Genomic DNA, 19,493 nt, shown 5'->3' on the forward strand with positions numbered 1-19,493 from the left:
TACATGTTACGAAAAGTAAAGCTCACCGGTTTAACCCTTGCCCTGACAGCACTTTGCACAGGTACCGTTTATGCGCACTCACTATGGGTCAATATAAATGAATCCTTCGCCCACCCCCCGGGACATGTCATCACCAGCCTTGGCTGGGGACATGCCATGCCCCTGGATGATTTTCTGATGTCCGAAGCCGGCGCCGTTGAAATTGAAAAATACAGCCTGGTGGGTCCGGATAATTCCATTACCCCCATTCCTTTGCCCGTTATCAAACAGGAAAAAACAACCGAATCCAAAACCGGTATGACCATTGTGCCCGGAGATCTGGGGTTAAGAAAAATCTCACTGACCGATAAGGCCATGCCCGGCACCTACCAGGTGACTGCCGAATCCAAGGCCACCTATTTTACCGGGTATGTGGATGCCAACGGCAAGCACAAGATGACCACCAAACCCATGGACGAGATAAAGGGGGCAAAATCCTTTGATTTCAGCACCCGGTACAAGGCCGTGGGCAAATCCTATTTCGGCATTAAAAAATGGACCCAGCCCACACTCATGGGATATGAACTTGAGATCCTGCCGGAAACCGACATGAGTGACGTCAAGGCAGGAGACCTGGTCAAATTTACGGTCACACTTAATGGCAACCCGTTGACCTGCGATATGAAAGGCATGAACTACCTGCACATGACCTCCAACACCTTTGGTGGTCCGGATCAATACATGCTCACGGCATATGTCATGAACGGTAAGGCCCAGATCCGGGTACCCACCCCCGGTGCATGGATGGCCTCGGTTACGGTAAAAAAAGAGGTAACAAAAGATAACGACCTTAAAGCTCTGGTCAAAAAATGCCGGTCCATCTATTACGGAGCCTCCGTATCATTTACGGCAAAGCCCTGATAACGCCTGACCCCAAACGCTCTTTTGGTTTTTGTCCCTTGCCCGGCCCGATAATATTTGTGGGGCTGGGCAGTTTTTTTAATTAGCTGTAAGGAATATGTTAATGGAACATTCTCTTTCAGGCATTCCTGAAACCTTGTTGGTTGCATTGTGGGCCAGGGCTGCCGAGACGCGTATGCCCAATCCCCTGATCCGGGATGAAAAGGCCGTGGAAATGGTCGGGCAGATTGATTATGATTTCTCCCGGTTCGAAAAAGGGGGGAAACTGACCCAGACCGGTGTGGCGATTCGGACCCAAATTTTGGATACGGCCCTGTTAAAGTATCTGAGCATCCACCCGGATGCGGTGGTGATTAACCTGGGCGCAGGTCTGGATACCCGCCATACCCGCCTGGATTGCCGGAATCATGATTGGTATGAAATTGATTTACCCGAGTCCATCACCCTGAGGCGGCACTTTTTTAAAGAATCCGAATCCTATCGTTTTATTGAAAAATCCATATTTGATTTGTCATGGATCCAGGACGTTAATGTGGGTGACCGCCCGGTTCTTTTCTTAGCCGAAGGCCTGTTGATGTACTTTGAAGAGTCCCTTGTACAAAATTTCTTTAAAGAGCTGGCCACTACCTTTCGCCGGGGCCGGGTGTTGTTTGAGACCCTGCCGCCGATCATGGTCGGCAAAAGCAAGCATCATTGTTCATTAAAAAAAATGGACTCCCGGGCAGAGTTCAAATGGGGCCTGAAAAACCCCTTGGCGCTCGAAGCATGGCATCCGGCCATCCGGTTGCTGGATGCCTGGGACTACAGCGACTATTGTAAGCGCCGCTGGGGAATTTTCGGCGTAATTGCAAGGCTTCCATTTGTTCGCCCGAACCTGGCCTGCAGGATTGTTTATCTCTCCTTTTAGAAAAGGTGAACTATTTATAATTTTTTCGAACATTTTTTCCTGGCTTCGATCAGATACCAATAATCAGGATCAAGAACGATGGTGCCCGAAGAAAGACGGCAGTCCAGGGTATAGTTGTTTTGCCCCGGCCGGATCATGAGCTGCCCGACGGCCTTAACGTTTCCGGATGCATCTGCCATCCCAACCCCAAGGGGCGCTGAGAAATTTTTTTCCATCATCCCTTTTTCGTCTCCAGATTCCATTTTGGCGGCAGTAATGGTCAGAGCAAGTTTCCCGTCCTTTATCTGTGCATTGTCCAGGGACATCCGGTATTGAATACGCCTTTCAAACCAGTCCTGGACAAAGGAGTGATGAATAGCAGAAACAAAATTTTTCAGGTCATCGTAAAAATCTGCTGAAGTTAAAAATTCTTCTTTTTGGCCTGCATTCACTATCCATGTGTCCAGCCATTGGTCAAATGTTTTCGGGCCCATTCGCCGGGCAAGGGCATACAGGGCAAGCCCGCCTTTTTCCTTTGAAAGGTAAGCCGCCTTGTCCACAAAGAGCAGCGGTTTTTCTTCAATGGCCTCCTCGGCTCTGTCTTTTTCATAGTCTTTATACGCTTTGTCCAGCCATTTCCTTGTTTGCCCGGGTTCCCAGGTCTCATCCATAAACCGGAACGTATAATATTGGGCAATGGATTGGGTCAAAAGTTCAGCGCCTTGGACATCCGCTGCTTTCAAAGAAGCCAGAATCCATTGCCTGGCAAGCGCCCTTGCCATTGTCAGATAAACATATTGTCCGTCTTCATCCTTTTTAATGTCCGCTGTCCAGCCGTGGGCCTCGGAAATGGCCGTAACGTTGGCAAAGGTGATGAAGTCATCGTCATACAACGGCTTTTCAACCACCTGGGCAACGCTGTAAGGATAGGGTCCCAGTTTTCCGGAAAGCCAGGCGAACGCCTTTTGCATGGCATCTTCAAAGAACCGCAGATTATAGGTATGACGGGGATCATGGGAAAGCCGGCAGGGAACACCCTGACACTGGAACGCCTTGGTGGCCAGCCGTGCGGAAATGATTTTAAAATCCATTGATCCCGGATATTCAGACCGGAACCTGGCATAGTTTCGCCCCTTCTCCTGCCAAGCGTTTACTTTCTCTCCCGGTCCGATCACCGTCTGATCTCCATCCGTACTGATCACCATATTCCAGGTCAGTTTGTCGGACTGGACGGATTCAAACCGGTTTGCCCGGGAAAAGAGATTATCCGCCCGCTCCATGCGGGAATCCAGAAGATCAAGACCCTGCTGCAATCGCTCTTTATTCTCGTCCAGTTCACGGGAGCGGTCGTAACCGAAAAAGGGCAGAAAATCCGTGCCCAAAACGCTTCCGTTATAGGTGAGATCGCCTTGGAAATCGGACTGGTGGAATCCTTTGTAGGCAAGGGTTGCCTTGATATTCAGCGCCATGGTCTTTCCCGGGGCCAGGGCGGGTTTCAGGCGGTATACGGCATGGCGAAGTTCAGAATCATCTTCCAACTTCCCAAGGGAATACTCCTCACAATAAAGTTCTGCAACGGTCAACTTTTGATCCCAATCCAGATGCAGGGTGTCCATGGGGTGGCCGGTTTTATTCTCAAGTTCCAATCGCGCCTTATAGGCGGCGTGTCGTTTTGCCGGAAAAAGATCCAGTCTCAGGTCCAGATTTGTGATCTTGGGTTGGGGCGTTTCCCGGTATTTGGCATATTTTTTTTCATAGGCCGCGGCCACGGCTTCCTTTTGCGCCTTGGTCCGGTATTCTGCCTTGCGGATCAGGTTGTCATGAATGCCGTACTGGAAACAACCAAATGAAAACAGACAAAGGACCATGGCGCCCACCAATACCCGGCCCGAGGACGTGGGCAGTTTTTGGCGGACCACCTGCCATCGTTCTTTAAAGCTTCTGTCCACCCCGCGATTCCACAAAAGCAGCGTAAGCACAAAAAACAGCACGGCCAAAACCGTCCAGGCCCCGGCATACCAAAAAAGGCCCGCATCCAGCACCCCGTATCCGTTCATCTCTGAATAATTGTATTTTTCAGGACCAAAACCGCCCGGAACAAAAAGAAATCCAAAGCGATATTGTTCGATCAACTTGTAGTCGACGGACATGGCGATAAACATAAATACGCCGATGGAAAAAATGTGTCCTTTCAACCGGCTGTTGAACAGGGCACCGCAGAAAAAGGCCAAAGTGACGATCTGCAAGCTGGTCAGCCAGCCAAAACGCGATCCGTATAAATCCCGGATATACAGGCCCCATTCAATATCGGGAAATCCCATGGCCAATTGGGAAACAAGCCCGGCTAGCAAAATCAGTGACGCGATGGAAAATGCGAGGATTCCCATGGTCAGCCAGCGGGACAGAACAAAAACCCAGGACGGCGTGGGCATGGCATCGATTAACTGCCATACCCCGGAACTTCGATCCTTGAACAAAAGCTCGCCCGAGAGAATCAGCAACATCAAGGCGATGACGATCATCATGGGCACTCTGGCATGTGTCATGACAGAGGTCAGGGGAAGGTGGGAGGTGGTCAGGTAATGGGCGGATGTCCACAGGAAATTGTACCCCAGAAACATCAGAAAAAGGGTGATCATGATAAAAAATAAAACCGGCGAACGAAACAGGCTTTTTGTCTCAAGCCATGCAAATCCAATGCTTTTCACCAAACAGGTTTGAAAACCGTATGCCGGCACAAAAGCCGCATTGCCACTGTTTTTTTGAAATGGCCCTTCCTGGACCAGGCAAACGGGTTCTTTTTGCCGGCGCGGCTTTTTGGAAGTTTGCGCGACAAAATGTTTGAATTTGAATTTCAAAAAAGAGACGCCAAACAAGAATATGGAGACAGCGCCCCAGATTATCCGGTTCCAGAGCAAAGCGGTGGTGACCGGCAGATAGGCGGTATTAAGTTCCAGTATGTCCATTTTGTCAGCGATATGCTTTACGGCGCAATAGCCAAAGGGATCAAGAAGCTCCACAAGCAGAACATGGGAAGATTCACTCCGGGTGGAAACGGCAACCAGAAAACAGATAAATATCAGCAGCACGCCAATGTAGGCAGCCGCGGCTTTTCGAAATATCACCACCAAAAAAACGGAAAACGTGACCAGAAAAACCAGGTTCGGCATAGTGAGCAGGAAGCAAGCATGCACAAGCTGGCCCAAAGGCGCAGGACCGAATTGCCCGGTTGCACCTCCTATACCAAGAAAGGAAAAGAGAAGAATTCCCAGGGGATAACCCAGCACCACCGCCAGATTGACAAGCAGAGCCCCGATATATTTGCCGCAGAAATATTTTTTTTCATGGATGATCGCAGGATAGAGGATCCAGGCTGCGCCGGATTCCAGATCCCGGGCCAGGGCCCCGGCGGAAATAATGGCGGTAACGGCAAACAACAACATACCCATGGCAGCCAGGTTCTGGTAGTTGATTGCCGGGGCGTTGACCAGGACATTATTGTTGGCAAACATTTTTGAGGCGCCCATGGTGTACCAGACGCCTTGATAAACCAGCAGGCCAAAGAAGATATAGGTATACGCTTTTTTGGCGTTGTACAGGATCTCGAACCGGACGATGGAAGCCAGTTTCATAGTTGACCCTCCAATACGCCCGGGGACAGTTCCGGCAAATCCGCATGGCCGCTGATCACAGCAAAATAGGCGTCTTCCATATTCGCTGTTCCGGGTTCAAAGGCGGCATCCGGCGCTGTATTGCCCAACACATGGATACGCATCCGGCCCTGCTCGATATGGGTGGCAATGACGGCCAGATTTTCCCTGCAGGTATCCAGATCGTTTCTATCGATTTCCTTTGTCCAAATTTTACCTTCCACCGCTTGGACAATCTTTCGGGGCGGGGCATGAACCAACACCTGACCGCTGCCGATGATGGCCATGTCCGAACATAGGGACGTCACATCCTCCACAATATGGGTGGAGAGAATGACGATCGCCTCTTCGCCCAATTCGCTCAGGATATTATAGAATCGATTTCGCTCTTCAGGATCCAGCCCGGCCGTGGGCTCATCCACGATGATCAATTCGGGATCACCGATGAGTGCCTGGGCAATGCCGAAACGCTGTTTCATCCCGCCGGAATAGGTTTTCAGCCTCTTTTTACGCACGTCGTAGAGATTGACCCTGTTCAGCAGATAAGAGACCTGGGCCCTGCGTTCAGTTTTTTTCTCAAGCCCCTTGATTTGGGCAATATAGTCCAGCATCTCTTCGGCAGAAACCGTATCGTAAACCCCGAACTCCTGGGGCAAATAGCCCAGGGTACGGCGAATCTTTTCCGGCGCTTTCATCACATCCGTGTCTCCCAGAAAGATCTGTCCGGAGTCCGCATCCTGCAGGGTGGCAAATGTGCGCATCAGGGAAGATTTACCGGCCCCGTTTTGCCCTAACAGGCCGAACATGCCTTTACCAATGCTTAAATTTACATTCTTCAGAGCTTGAACGCCGTTGGGATAAGTTTTTGATAAATTTTTTATAAGAAGTTTCATTTTTAATTCTCTATTAAAAGCGATATGTTGCACCGATTCCTAAAAATCTTCCTTCGCCGTAGGTTAAAACAGTCCCTGTCATCATATTATTGGCAGCTGTTAAATAACTTTCATCGATAATATTGTTGGCATAAGCATAAATATCCCAACCATCGAAGAGATATCCTATTTTTATATCCGCTGTGGTATATGAACTTTCTTGATATGTATTTGTATCATTAAAATACATTTTCCCTTGATTTTTGATATCAAATCTACCGTAGATCCCATTATCGTTAGAATATGACACGCCTAAATTAGCCGTATGTGAAGGGGTCCTCTCTATCTTATTGTTTTTCAGATCAGTTCCGCTTGCATTTGTGTATTCATCATATTTTGCTTCGATAAGCCCGAAAGAACCATCAATGCGCCAATTATCATTTATTGTATATCTCAGTTCCAATTCTATTCCTTGGGAATAAGCTTCTGCCGCATTTGATGTATGTGTGACACCTGTTGCCTCATCATGACTGTAAACATGCAAATCTTTAATATCCATGTAAAAAACAGCTGCTGAAAGATATAGATGATTATCCAGTAAATCTCCTCGTATTCCTAACTCATAGTTGATTGACTCTTGGGCATCAAACTTATTTTGTTTTACCGTACCGCTACTTGCAGCATAATTATATCCGCCTGCAAGATACCCTTTTGTGACACTAAAATAGGAGTTCAGATCATTATTTATCTTATATGAAAGAGCGATTTTGGGTAAAAAAGCATCCCAGGTATTATCCTCATCCAAGGTATAACGGGGATCTCCTGTAGTGCCTGCGGGCAGGTAATAATTTTTTGCATCAATATCTTTTTTAATCCTTTGATATCTTCCACCTAAAGTTATTTCATAATCCTCTAAAAAGGGGATAACGACTTGCCCAAACGCAGCTAAGGTATCACTTTTGATTTCAGAAATTGCATCAGAATCTGTATCAGAAAGTCTGGTCGCAACTATAATGTCATCTTTTTGGTTTTCATAATATATCCCCGTAACCCATCTTAACCCATCACCATTATTGGAAAGTCTAAACTCCTGGGCAATATTTTTTGATTCCATCTCCATGAAATAAGATAGGCCATCATATGAACTATCATCAGAATGATCGTAATCATAGTATTGGTTAATTTCTGTTTTTTTATGTGTTGTTAAAGAGGAAAATCTCAAATCTTTAAAATCATAATCCATATGAAGTGCCTGGGCATCAGACTTGTTCTCTGAATAGGTATCTTCATCATAGGATACATCTTTAAAATCATCTCTTTCATAGCTATTGATATCTGAACCAAAAGGTACTATTCCACCCTCTTCGCCGTATTTTGTATCACTCTCTTTAGACGCATTGAATTTTATACTTAGATCTTCAGTTGGATTATATTTTAACTGGATATTGGCAAGATAATTCTCTTTTTCATTTGCATCCTCTTTTTGACCGGGATAGTGGTTTGTCGCAGAGCCGTCACTTTGGGAATATACGCCGTTTAGTCCGAAAAAAAGTTTATTATCAATCACCGGGGCACTAATATCAAAAGCTGTTTCTCCATAATTATCCGTACCGTATTCTGCGGAAACACTTCCCTCCACGGTATTTGAAGGTTCTTTTGTAACAATATTAATAACCCCACCCATGGAGTCTTTTCCGTAAATTGTCCCTTGAGGCCCCCTTAGAACCTCTACTCTTAAAATATTTGATATGGTTTTATTAAAAGCCCACCTATGACTATAGGGAATTCCATCTACATAGATCACCATGGGGCTAGCATTGGTAAACGTAGAGCTATTTAAACCTCTAAAATTTATTGCTGAAGTTGAGATAAGATTTGGAATATATTTTATTAAATCGCTGACATCCTTTATCCCTCTTTCCTCAATCTCAACATCCGTCATAACCGTAATACTTTGGGGAACATCTTTAATATCTTCTTCCATTTTATTTGCCGTTACCGTTACGCTATCTACATCTAAAGTTTGCGTATCTTGCGCATAAAGAAGATTTCCCAAAAGTAAGGATGTAACGATAGATAAACTTATCGTTTTCAGTTTATTCATAGCCTTGCCTTTTTTAGTTATATTTTAATTTTTTGTAGTATCGTATTATCCGACCTTTTCCGTCATGCTTCATCATCATTTTATAGTTTAGTTCCGGGGACTTATTCGTTTATTGTCTTTCCAACGGCGGCAGCGTTGTTGCCCGCAACTTTGCTTTTTTGGTCATCTGCGCCATAATTTTGGCTTCATCGGTTGTTGCCGGCTGATAAACGGTGGGCCACCACGATTTCACCGAAGGGTCCGTCGCCAGGAAATCAAAATTTTCATTGCCATACCTGAGATGGGCATGCCTTAAAGAATCCTTGCCCCCCCCGTGAAACGGGAGAAAAAGAAAATATTTAAATCCGGCCTGGATCATCTCTTTTGAATCGGTTTTAAAAATATGCCAGGTGATGTCATATTTCTCCCATTTTGTACTGAGACTGCCGACATGGACGTAATCCCCGGTAATTTTGTCGTCGATGATGATCGTGTTTTCATCCACAACGTTCAGGGATTTAAATTTCAGGGACATCTTTCCGTAAATAAAGTCTGTTACCATTTTTTTTGTATACCCCTTGGGTGCAAATTCCGTCACTTTTTCAAAAAACCTTTCTCCGGCGTCACTGTCGTAAAGTTTGGCATTGGGCACACTTAGGCCTTTCCATGCCGTAAGATCGGAGATGTTTGCCTTTTCCTTATCTGCGGCAAATACTGTGCTGGAAAAAATAGATACAATCAAAAATAGGGTAATGGTCAGTTTCTTTCTCATTTTACTTTTCCTCTAAGGATAAATTAAAAAAATACATGCATACTTTTAAACTAAACGCGGCAATAGTATTATCAGACCGCAGTAAAAGGAGACTAATGGTTGGCGAAGAGATTTTAATGGTAGACGAACTTTTGATATATAAACATCAAAAGTATTACCATACCGATCAAGTGAGCGACAAAATTTGCGGTTTTCAGTGGGGCACTAGTTAAAAAGGCCTTTGATGTCTTCTAATATCAAATGAAGACAAGGCACAAGCCCCAGGGTAATCAGCGTGGCAAAAAAAAGACCGAACCCAAGGGAGATGGCCATGGGGATAAGAAATTGGGCCTGCCACGACGTTTCCATGATGATCGGGGCAAGCCCGCCGCAGGTGGTTAATGTGGTCAAAATGATGGGCCTGAACCGCTGTATCCCGGCGGCCGTGACTGCGTCCTTCACAGGCATGCCCCCGCGCACCAGCCGGTTGGAAAAATCAATGAGCACCAACGCGTCATTGATCACCACGCCTGCCATGGCCACAATGCCGAACAGACTCAGAATGGACAGGGAATGCCCCATGAGAATATGGCCGGCCACGGCCCCGATCACGCCAAATGGAATGCACAGCATAATGATCAAGGGCTGAAAATAACTTTTAAAGGGAATGGCCAGCAAGGCAAATATACAAAATAACGCCAGAAGCAAGCCTTTGAACAGCGCAGACATACTCTCCTTGATATCCGCTTGTTTACCTTTGAAATCGTAGGACAGGCCCGGATACCGGCCCACAAGGGAGGGCAGGATCTCCTGCTTCATATCTCGGAGGATATTTTCGGCCATGGACTGGGGGGTCACATTGGCCGCGACCTTAATTTCCCGCCGGCCGTCGCTCCGGCGGATCTGGGTATAGGCCCTTCCCTCGATAATTTTAACGGCATCCCTGAGCATGATTTCGCCGTTTGGGGCATTGATCACATAATTTTCAAATGAAGTCTCACAAATGCGCTCGTCCCCTGCCAGCCGCACCCTTACCGTGACTTCGTTTCTTCCCCGCTGATGTTTCACCGCCTCAATCCCCTGGTACGCATGCCGGATTTTGTCGGCAATGGTTCTCGGGGTAAGTCCCATGCGATAGCCCGCAGGGGTCAGGGTAATATCGAACTGCCGTTTTCCCTGGGCAGATCCGTCATCAATGTCCGAAACCATTGAATACTCAGCCAGACGCTGGGCAAGGTCTTCGCCTGCCCGGTTCAAAACATCCACATCCCGGTGGCTTAAGCTGATGGTCAGCCCTTTTCCGGAACCGGGACCGGTCTGGTCGGCCGCAAAGGCAATGGTCTCAACGCCGGCCACCAGACCGGTTTTTTCCCGCCAGATCCGGGTAACCTCGGAGGTGGACATCGGGCGCATCTCGGGATCAGTCAAAAAAAGCCTCGCCTGGATATGATTCTCACTGACCAGGGAAGAGATCCCTGTTGACAAGTTTTGTTTGCCGTTTTCATCCACGGTCTTTTGGGCCGATGCCGCCAAGCGGTTTTCTACTTCACGCACCTTGCTTTCAGGCGTGCCGTACGGCAGATAGATCTCACAAAAAGCGAAATCGGATTCAACTTTTGGAAACAGGATCATGCCCATTTTCCCGGACTTCACATATCCGAATGTAATCAGCAACATCGCAAGCCCTAGGGCAAAGACCGTATACCGCCAGGAAAGCAGCACAGGCAGAATTGAGCCATACCCGGATTTGACAACGGTTTCAAATTTTTCAGAGAACCTTGCCTGCCAGGCTTCAAGAATATTCAAGGGAAAAAACAAGGGACGCCCGGCATGGCTTAAGTGGGCCGGCAGGATAAACAGNCTNTCGATCANAGAGACACCAAATACGGCCACCACCACCANNGGCATGGTTTTAAACAGCTTCCCCAGACTGCCNGGGATGTACATNATGGGCATAAAGGTGACCATATTGGTAATCACGGAAAAAAANACGGGAACGGCAATGCTTTTGGCCCCATGGACGGCGGCATCCAGAAATCCCATGCCTTGGCCTCGGCAATGATAGATATTTTCCCCCACCACCACGGCATCGTCCACCACAATACCCAAGGTAACGATAAAGGCAAACATGCTTACCATATTGATGGTAAAATCGGCTGCNGACAAAAAGATAAAAGANCCTAANAATGAAATGGGGATNCCCANACTGACCCAGAAGGCCANGCGGATTTCAAGGAACAGGGCCAGGCATAAAAACACAAGGGCAAGTCCCAAATAGGCGTTGCGCAGTAAAAGGTCCACCCTTTGGGCAAAGAGTTTGGACATATCCCAGATAATACTTAGATGAATTCCCTCGGGCAAATCCGCGTTAATGGTTTTCAGCACCTCCTTGGCAGCGCTAACCACCTGGATGGGGGTCTGTTTTCCCACCTGATAAACAATAATGGTAACGGACCGTTTGCCGTTAAATGAGGCTCAGGTGCCCGAATCCTCAAACCCTTCCCTGACGGTGGCGATGTCCGACAACACAAGCTGTGAGCCATCCTCCCGGGTGAGAATGGGCAGTTTTGCATATTGCCGGGCATAGTCTTTGCGGGATTTGATACGCAGCAGAATGTCTCCCCCCCCCGGACTTGATGGCTCCGCCGCCCAGCTCCACCGAAGCCGTGGAAATGGCATCCGCCACATCGGACAGGGTTAGGCCGTAGCGCCGCAGGGTGTTGATGGAGATCTCCACCAGGATCTCCCGCTCCCTGACACCTTCCAATTCTACCTGGGTGATATCAGGGTCTGACAAAAGCCGGTCCCTGACATCGTCGGCAAGATCCCGCATGGTGGTTTCCGGCACATCCCCGTGAAGGGCCAGCAGCAGCACGTTCCGCTTCCCGGAGGTGATGGTGATCACCGGGTCTTCGGCCTCATCCGGAAAGGTGTCAATCCGGTCCACCTCACTTTTGACCTCCTGCCACAACCGGGTAACATCAGCACCGTCCAGGACGTCTATGGTGATTGAGGCACTGCCTTCCAAGGCTTTGGATGTAATTTCATCAATACCGTCAAGGTCCTGCACCGCCTCTTCCACGGCCAGAATAATGCCGGATTCCACCTCTTCGGGACTGGCCCCGGGATAGGACACTGTAATACTCACTGACTTCAGGGTGGTATCGGGGTACACCTCCTGCTTGATGTGAAACCCCATGAAAAAGCCGCCCACAAGAAAAACAACCATGAGCAGATTGGCGGCGACTGTGTTGCCGGCCATCCAGGCGATGGCGCCCCTTGGGCTGTGTCCCCGATGATCGGACATATTTGTTTTTTGTTCAGACATTATCGGTCCTCCCCCGAAGCTAGGGTCAAGGCCATGCCCGGTACAGGTGTGGGAAGATCAGAAGAGATCACAAGGTCACCCGGGGAGAGCCCGGATTGGATGAACACCCGGTTATTTTCAATCCACACCGGCGCCACTTTGCGGATCTCCAGGTGCCCGTCATTAAATATCCATAAACTGGAATCCTCCCGGACCAGGGTCCGGGGCACAGGAAACGCATTGTCAAAAGAGTGGCCTTCAATGAGCGCTTCCACGTGATCATCCAGCAGCATGGCGGCACGGCCTTTGGCAGACCCGAGCCCCAGGGGATCATCCACCCGGATAATAACGCCAGCCATTCGGCTTTGCTCGGTTACGGCGCCTGTGGTCCGCACCACACGTCCCTCCCATTCCCGGCCCGCATAGAGGGAACGGATACGCACAGGACTGCCATGGGTTTCATGGAACCTGATCCGGTCCAGGCGGTCCATGGGGACCTGGACTTCCACTTGGTAGCAGGTCACGTCCACCAGGGTGGCAAGAGCGCCCTGGGCGGCTGTCATGGCCCCTTCATCCACCTCCTTGGACAGCACAAGGGCATGGAAGGGGGCCATGATCCGGGTGCGTTCCAGGTCCAGGCGTGCGGCTTCAAGATCGCTTTTGGCGCTTTCCACGGCGACCCTGGCCTGTTCAAGCTGGGGTTTTCTCAACGCCAGGCTGGTCTCCTTCACCCCGTCGGGCGACATTGCGGCCATGAGCTTGAGCTCTTCTTTGGCAATCTGCTGCTGGCCTTTTTCGATGTCAAAATCAGCCTGGACCTGGGCCAATGCGTTTTGGGCCTTGTTCACGGCCAGGGTGTAGTCCGCCGGATCAATTCGAACCATGGTCTGTCCCTTGGGGATTAGGCCTCCTTGGACAAATTCAGGCGCCACCTGGATAATCGTGCCGGCCACCTGGGATTTAATCACCACTTCCCGGTCCGGCTGAACGATTCCCATGGCCCGGATCTGGGCTGTGGCCCGGCCGGGATTCACTTTTATGGTATCCACCACCGGGACGGTTTTTACCGCAGGTTTGCGTTTGAATTTCACTGTGTTGGATTTGTAGTACCAAAATCCGGCAACACCCAATGCCGTCAGGCATACAGGCAGGATAATTTTTATAAGGATAACGCCAACAGATCTTTTTGAAGGGGTCTGGTTCATAACTCACCGTGCTCCGGTATTTTTATCTTGTAGCGGGGTGGCTTTGAAAAATGCCCCCCGCCAACCTGTTACTCGATAAAGTGCAATTCGTTCTTTGACATAGGTTGCCTGTTCGCTGATCAGCTGGCGCTCCAAACTTTCCAGGGAGGCCCAGGCCGTAAGATAGTCAAGGTAGCTGCTCTGGCCGTTCAGGTACTGAACCCGGGCGTCCTGGAGGGTAGCTTGAACGGCCGCCAACTGCTGTTCAAGCAATTGGATATAGGCGTTTTGACAGTCAATGGCCACCAGGGCGTCCTCCACCTCGCAGATGGCAGTGGCAACGGTTTTGGCATAGGTATTGACCTTTTCCCGAACCACGGCCCGGGTGCGCTCAATTTCGGCTTTGCGCTCCCCGCCGTCCAGCATGGGCCCTGCCAGGGCAGCACCCAGGGTGGCCACCCAGTTCCGGAACAGCAGGTCCAGGGTTCCACTGGAAAATACAGCCGAGGCGGACAGGGTCAGTTCGGGAAACAGATCGGCTTTGGCCGCTTCCACATCCAGTGCCGCCGCGTCGAGGCGATTCCGGGCGGCCCGGATGTCGGCCCGGTTCCCAAGCAGGTCCGCCGGGATACCGGGCTGGGGCGCCAGAAAGGTTTGGGGAAGGTCTGTGGCCGCAACCGCCACAGGTCTCCCCGGTGTCCGGCCCAGGTAGAGACCCATGGCATTGATCAATTGTTTTTCCTCTTTTTCAAGCAAAGGCATGGCGGAAAGAACCTGGGCCAGGGCTTCCCGTTGCTGGGACACCTCCAGGGCCGTGGCTTTGCCGTTGATAAAGCGCAATTCCTGCAGCTTCAGCGTCATCCGGTTGGCTTCGATCTGCCGGGCAAGCACTTGCATACGGGTCCGCACGGACACAATATCCACCCAGGTATCGGCAATATCCGTGGACAGGGTTAAAGCCCCGTCCTCCAGGTCCTGGCGGGCAGCCAGATATTCAAGTTCTGCCGCGTTGACACAGGCATGGGTTTTCCCCCACAGATCCAGGGTATACTCAGCATCCAAGCCGGCGGAATAGGTGTGATCATGGTCCGATGTGGCAGACTGCCCTTGGGTTTTAGATTGGGAATGGGTTCTTTCCCCTTCAAGGGCGTAATCAAGAGAGGGCCAAAGGCCTGATTTTTTATTTTTTACATCCGCCAGAGCCTGGTCAGCTTTAGCTTTAAGCACTTTGAGATCAAAATTTTCGTCAAGGCCTGTCTGAATCAGTTTGCTCAGTTCATCAACCCTGAACTTTTGCCACCATCCGCCGGTCGTGGTTTCATTACCGGTCCGGGCCGTGTCGTCAATACCCGCCTTATGAACATAGGCATCAGGAATTTCAACGGGCATCCCAGCCGGTTTTTAATTATATTTTAATTTTTCTCTATTTTTTGAGCTAAACGCGACAATAGTATTACCAGATCCCTGTAAAAGGAGACTAATGGTAGATGAATAAATTTTAATGGTAGGCGAACTTTTAACAAGAATACATTAGAAGTCTTGTTGTGTAATATTGGTGCGATCAACCATCCAAGGGAGCGCTGAAAACGATATCACAAGGCTTTTTCGAAGGTTGGTCCCTGGTGACGTCTCCGGCAGGAAGATAAAGGATCGGGGAGATTATTTCAAACATTCCCGCGGGTTAATCTTATATTGCTCTTTAAACGCATTGGAAAAATGGCTCAAACAAGAATAGCCCACAAAACAGGAGGCTTCGGTGACATTCATTCTGCCCGCCGTCAGGAGCTGCCGGGCCGTTTCAAGGCGCATCTCCCGAAGGCATCCGAAAACCGTGTTGCCGAACAGGGCTTTGAATCCGCGATTCAATTTGCAATGGTTCATGCCTGCAAGTTTTGCCAGGTCATACAGATTTGGTGGGTTGGCAAGATCTTTTAACATGACCTCCCTTACATGATAAAGCCTGTCGATCTCCGAGGATTGAAAATGTCTTGCGGAACGTTTGTCATGGCTTGTATGACTAAGGGAATCTATAATAAGGTCGATAAGTTCCAAAGATTTGGCTTCAAAATATAATTTCCTATGGGATAGAACCAAAGAGGGATCAAGCATCTGAGCCAGCACCAACCGTATTTGTGGCGTTGAAGGCATGGTCACACTCTCAAACCCGGGGGCCTTGTCTTCGCAGACGCACTGTAAAACCGAAGGTAATCTCTGTGTTCGATCGCAAACGATTTTCTTGAAATCTTTGAACGTAAAACCGATGGAGACAATCGAAAAATTTTGCTCTGCAGGAACTTCAACCTGCCACTGCCAACCGTTTTTTGCGATGATGAGACCATTATTGTCCCGGCAAAACTGAAGATCATTCCCAACACCGTTTACCTTAGTTCGGTCAAAACCGGACAGACAAAAGTGGAAACCGATGAACGCCTTATTGCTTTGGCCATAGAGTTTAGTCCGATGTTTGAAGCGGCGCCGTTGAAAACTTAAGGTCATTCCCGGGCGGAACTTTATCATTTGAATGGAACCCTGGCCAAAAATATCCGACATCACCCAATTAATAGGGCCATTATGCAAAACGGTTGAGCTAAACAAGGAGCTCCCGTCAATTCCCTCCTGCCATTCTCCCATCTGCATGAAATCATGTTCCATCAACTTATCTCAGATACTGCTAAAGCACTTCACATTCTATCGTTTATGATTCTGCATGACCATTCAATTAGCCCTCAATTTATAAGTATTGGCTAAGTTTATTAGAGATATCTAATGGCAGGTTTGTGTGTGGTTTGTCAACGTTTTTTATAGTATGTCAGTCCCGTTCCCATTCAAACCGGACAATATTGCGCTCGTTGCGGTCAAATTCCACACCGACAAGATAGATTTCAGAGGTGCTTGCGCGATACTTGGCGGCATAGCCTTTTTGTTTGACCTGCTCAAGGGCCGTTCCAGGGGTTTGGTCAATGTTTACAACCTTGAATTCAAAGATTCCTATAGACTTGACAATACCCTGAACGCCGTTTATTTTACATTACGTCTTAAATTGAAATAAAAAAATTATTAATTCAATAATCGAAATAAAAACATGGACAGAGACCTGCAAGGCCAATATATAGAGTCATTGATAGCCGGAGAAAAGGTCCGGGCCTTTGTTCCTAATCCATTGCCACCAGTACCTCCAATTGAATGGTCACCAAAGCTTAGGGAAAAGTTTGACCAGGCGTTGCTGGCCCTTGGCCGGCTTGACAGTGTCTCAGTTCTTCTGCCGGACACATCGCTCTTCCTTTATATGTATGTGCGCAAGGAAGCTGTGCTTTCGTCTATGATCGAGGGGACTCAGTCGTCACTCTCAGACCTGCTGATGTTTGAATTCGAATATCAACCCGGGGTTCCTTTGGATGACGTTCAGGAAGTAAGCAATTATGTGGCAGCGCTCAATCATGGGTTCAAGCGGCTTGAGGAGAATTTCTCCCTTTCGCTCAGATTATTGAAAGAGATTCATGGCGTATTGTTATCCAAAGGCCGTGGCAAAGAATGCGATCCCGGACAGTTCCGCAGAAGCCAGAACTGGATTGGTGGAAGCCATCCCGGCAATGCCGCTTTTGTACCACCCCCTCCTGAATATCTCCTGGAATGTATGGGCAACCTGGAACTTTTTGTGCACGATCAGCCGGAAAAAACGCCGGTATTGATCAAGGCAGCACTCGTACATGTCCAGTTTGAAACCATCCATCCCTTCCTTGACGGCAACGGTCGTCTTGGCCGTTTGCTTATTACTTTATTGCTATGCTCGGAAAAAGTCCTTAAAGAACCGATGCTGTATCTCAGTCTCTATTTCAAAACATATCGTCAACGTTACTATGAGCTTTTGAACGAAATACGTCTGACCGGGAATTGGGAGACTTGGCTTGATTTCTTTGCAGATGCGATTATTCACACGGCAACACAGGCAGTCAAAACCGCTCAGCAACTTATGAAACTTTCCACTGAAGATGGGTTGCGCATAAATGGGCTAAAACGCATATCAGGTTCAGCCAACCTCATTCATAAGGCAATGCTCGAACGTCCAATTGCTTCACCGAACTGGATTCAAGAAAAGACTAAACTTTCCCCCGCAACAGTTAATGCCTGCCTTCGTGAACTCGAACATCTTGGCATAGTAAAAGAGGTGACCGGGAAAAAACGAAACCGCCTTTATTCCTATTTGGAGTATATTCGAATCATGAGCCAAGGTACTGAATTACCCAGTAAAGAAGATACGTTCGGGGATCAACCATGACAAACGCATCGACCCACAAATTTTGTAATTTTTTACATAGATAATTTGATTTTTTCAGGGACTGATAATAAGGTCTATAGAGTAGATTCACGTGCTATTTTGCCGCCGTTAAATAAAACAGAGAATGCAATATGGATGATGCAAGGAATGACGGGCATATTTTGATTCTTAACCCGCCGGAGGCGTAACCATGAAAAAACTGCCTGTCGGAATCAGCAGTTTCAGAAAAATCAGAGAACAAGGATGTGCCTATGTCGATAAATCACGGTTTGTTCATGCCTTGGCAGAAATGGGAACATACTACTTTCTTTCCCGTCCCAGGCGTTTTGGGAAATCCTTATTTATTGACACCCTCAAGACGGCGTTCGAGGCCGATAAAAATCTTTTCCGGGGACTGTGGTTATATGCCAACTGGGATTGGGAAAAGCGCTATCCGGTGATCCATATCTCCTTTGCTGAAGGCGTTCTCAAAAGCAGGGAGGAACTGGACAGGAAGATATTTGAACTGATTGAAGGCAATCAAAAAAGATTAGGGGTCGAATGCCGGTACAAAGACAGCGTTTCCGGTTGTTTCAGTGACCTTATTCAAAGATCAAGTGAAAAATACGGTCTTCGTGCTGTAATCCTGATTGATGAATATGACAAGCCTATCCTGGATAATATTATAACACCCAAAATCGCGGAAGAGATGCGTGAAGGACTGAAAAATTTTTATTCCGTGATCAAAGGACAGGATGCCAATCTGCGCTTCGTCTTTCTCACCGGCGTATCCAAGTTTTCCAAGGTAAGCCTGTTTTCAGGGCTGAACAACCTGACCGATATCACGCTGGATGCTGAATATTCCGCGATCTGCGGCTATACGGAACTGGAGATGGTTTCAGTATTTTCAGAGCGTCTGGAAAACAAATCCCTGGAAGATATCCGCAAATGGTACAACGGCTATGCCTGGCTCGGAGAAAAAGTATACAACCCTTTCAGCATCCTCCACTACCTTCGTGCCGGGAAATTCCGCAACTATTGGTTTGAGACGGGCACCCCCACATTTTTGATAAATCTTTTAAAGAAAAATCAATATTATATCCCGGATATTGAGAACATCGAGGCGTCCGAAACCCTGATCGGCGCATTTGATATTGACTTTATCACGCCTGAAAACCTCCTTTTCCAGGCAGGCTATCTCACAATCGTCCATGACCGCAGGGTGGCGGGGAAAATTTTCTATAAGCTTCAATACCCAAACATGGAGGTGAAGGCCAGTTTATCGGATTATATCCTGAACAGATACTCCCATGACCCCGGATGGCCACTTTAAAATCCCCCACCCGTGGCCGGGTCAAAATCCCCCGGCGGCAGAATATTGAGATCTAAGTTATTCTCTTAATATCTTCCATTTTTTCCTTTTTTCATCCCTCCCTATTGTCGCGCAGCTGAGAGAGCCGGTTGGCAGCCTCTTTGAGTCGGTAACTCTTCCCTTCAAATTTCAGCAGATGACCATGGTGAAGCAACCGGTCCAGTATGGCCGATGATGCGGCATTGTCTTTGAGAAGCAGGCCCCAGTCTTCAATGGGGCGATTTGAAGTGATC

15 protein-coding genes are annotated in these 19,493 nt (G+C 48.2%); 5 read left to right on the forward strand and 10 right to left on the reverse strand.

What is annotated here, in order from left to right; translation table 11 throughout:
- The first annotated feature begins 3 nt into the window (after positions 1 to 3).
- Both B147_RS0107750 and B147_RS0107755 read left to right on the forward strand, forming a co-directional pair.
- A complete protein-coding gene (locus tag B147_RS0107750; protein ID WP_020586647.1) occupies positions 4 to 900 on the forward strand; it encodes a DUF4198 domain-containing protein in 897 nt (298 codons plus the stop codon).
- A 103-nt stretch (positions 901 to 1,003) separates the two neighbouring features.
- Positions 1,004 to 1,807 carry a class I SAM-dependent methyltransferase gene (locus B147_RS0107755; RefSeq protein WP_020586648.1) on the forward strand — a complete coding sequence of 268 codons (804 nt, stop codon included), beginning with the start codon at positions 1,004 to 1,006 and terminating at the stop codon, positions 1,805 to 1,807.
- 14 nt (positions 1,808 to 1,821) lie between these two features.
- On the opposite strand, the gene B147_RS0107760 is transcribed toward B147_RS0107755, so the two are convergent.
- From B147_RS0107760 to B147_RS30170, 9 genes are all read right to left on the reverse strand, one after another.
- Positions 1,822 to 5,418, reverse strand: coding sequence for a hypothetical protein (locus B147_RS0107760; protein WP_020586649.1), 3,597 nt, complete (start codon positions 5,416 to 5,418; stop codon positions 1,822 to 1,824).
- A complete protein-coding gene (locus B147_RS0107765) occupies positions 5,415 to 6,329 on the reverse strand; it encodes an ABC transporter ATP-binding protein (protein WP_020586650.1) in 915 nt (304 codons plus the stop codon). The genes B147_RS0107760 and B147_RS0107765 overlap by 4 nt, the downstream gene beginning before the upstream one ends.
- Positions 6,330 to 6,342: 13 nt before the next feature.
- On the reverse strand, positions 6,343 to 8,412 hold the full coding sequence (locus B147_RS0107770) for a TonB-dependent receptor (RefSeq protein ID WP_020586651.1): 2,070 nt from the start codon (positions 8,410 to 8,412) through the stop codon (positions 6,343 to 6,345).
- Between the two features lie 109 nt (positions 8,413 to 8,521).
- Positions 8,522 to 9,163, reverse strand: a complete 642-nt coding sequence (locus tag B147_RS0107775; protein WP_020586652.1) for a hypothetical protein — start codon at positions 9,161 to 9,163, stop codon at positions 8,522 to 8,524.
- Positions 9,164 to 9,367: 204 nt separating this feature from the next.
- Positions 9,368 to 11,572, reverse strand: coding sequence for an efflux RND transporter permease subunit (locus B147_RS29705; RefSeq protein WP_245568963.1), 2,205 nt, complete (start codon positions 11,570 to 11,572; stop codon positions 9,368 to 9,370).
- Between the two features lie 61 nt (positions 11,573 to 11,633).
- Complete coding sequence (locus B147_RS32810; protein ID WP_245568965.1) at positions 11,634 to 12,470, reverse strand: efflux RND transporter permease subunit; 837 nt, start codon at positions 12,468 to 12,470, stop codon at positions 11,634 to 11,636.
- Positions 12,470 to 13,654: an efflux RND transporter periplasmic adaptor subunit gene (locus tag B147_RS0107790; protein ID WP_020586654.1), complete on the reverse strand. Its 1,185-nt coding sequence runs from the start codon at positions 13,652 to 13,654 to the stop codon at positions 12,470 to 12,472. Before B147_RS0107790 ends, B147_RS32810 begins: the two co-directional genes overlap by 1 nt.
- 3 nt (positions 13,655 to 13,657) lie before the next feature.
- Positions 13,658 to 15,022, reverse strand: a complete 1,365-nt coding sequence (locus B147_RS0107795) for an efflux transporter outer membrane subunit (protein WP_020586655.1) — start codon at positions 15,020 to 15,022, stop codon at positions 13,658 to 13,660.
- Positions 15,023 to 15,292: 270 nt separating this feature from the next.
- Positions 15,293 to 16,150, reverse strand: a complete 858-nt coding sequence (locus B147_RS30170; protein WP_157237816.1) for a helix-turn-helix transcriptional regulator — start codon at positions 16,148 to 16,150, stop codon at positions 15,293 to 15,295.
- A gap of 289 nt (positions 16,151 to 16,439) precedes the next feature.
- Here B147_RS30170 and B147_RS33470 point away from each other — a divergent pair, with 289 nt between their 5' ends.
- The 3 genes from B147_RS33470 (at position 16,440) to B147_RS27840 (ending at position 19,221) form a co-directional block, all read left to right on the forward strand.
- Positions 16,440 to 16,682 (forward strand): hypothetical protein, encoded by a 243-nt coding sequence (locus tag B147_RS33470; RefSeq protein WP_020586657.1) that lies wholly within the window; start codon positions 16,440 to 16,442, stop codon positions 16,680 to 16,682.
- Positions 16,683 to 16,715: 33 nt separating this feature from the next.
- On the forward strand, positions 16,716 to 17,909 hold the full coding sequence (locus tag B147_RS0107810; RefSeq protein ID WP_020586658.1) for a Fic family protein: 1,194 nt from the start codon (positions 16,716 to 16,718) through the stop codon (positions 17,907 to 17,909).
- Between the two features lie 190 nt (positions 17,910 to 18,099).
- On the forward strand, positions 18,100 to 19,221 hold the full coding sequence (locus tag B147_RS27840) for an ATP-binding protein (RefSeq protein ID WP_020586659.1): 1,122 nt from the start codon (positions 18,100 to 18,102) through the stop codon (positions 19,219 to 19,221).
- Positions 19,222 to 19,312: 91 nt separating this feature from the next.
- Here the strand turns inward: B147_RS27840 and B147_RS0107820 are convergent.
- On the reverse strand, positions 19,313 to 19,493 hold a 181-nt coding region (locus B147_RS0107820), incomplete at its 5' end, for an ATP-binding protein (protein ID WP_020586660.1).

This window comes from Desulfobacter curvatus DSM 3379 (assembly GCF_000373985.1).
In the GTDB taxonomy this organism is placed as follows: domain Bacteria; phylum Desulfobacterota; class Desulfobacteria; order Desulfobacterales; family Desulfobacteraceae; genus Desulfobacter; species Desulfobacter curvatus.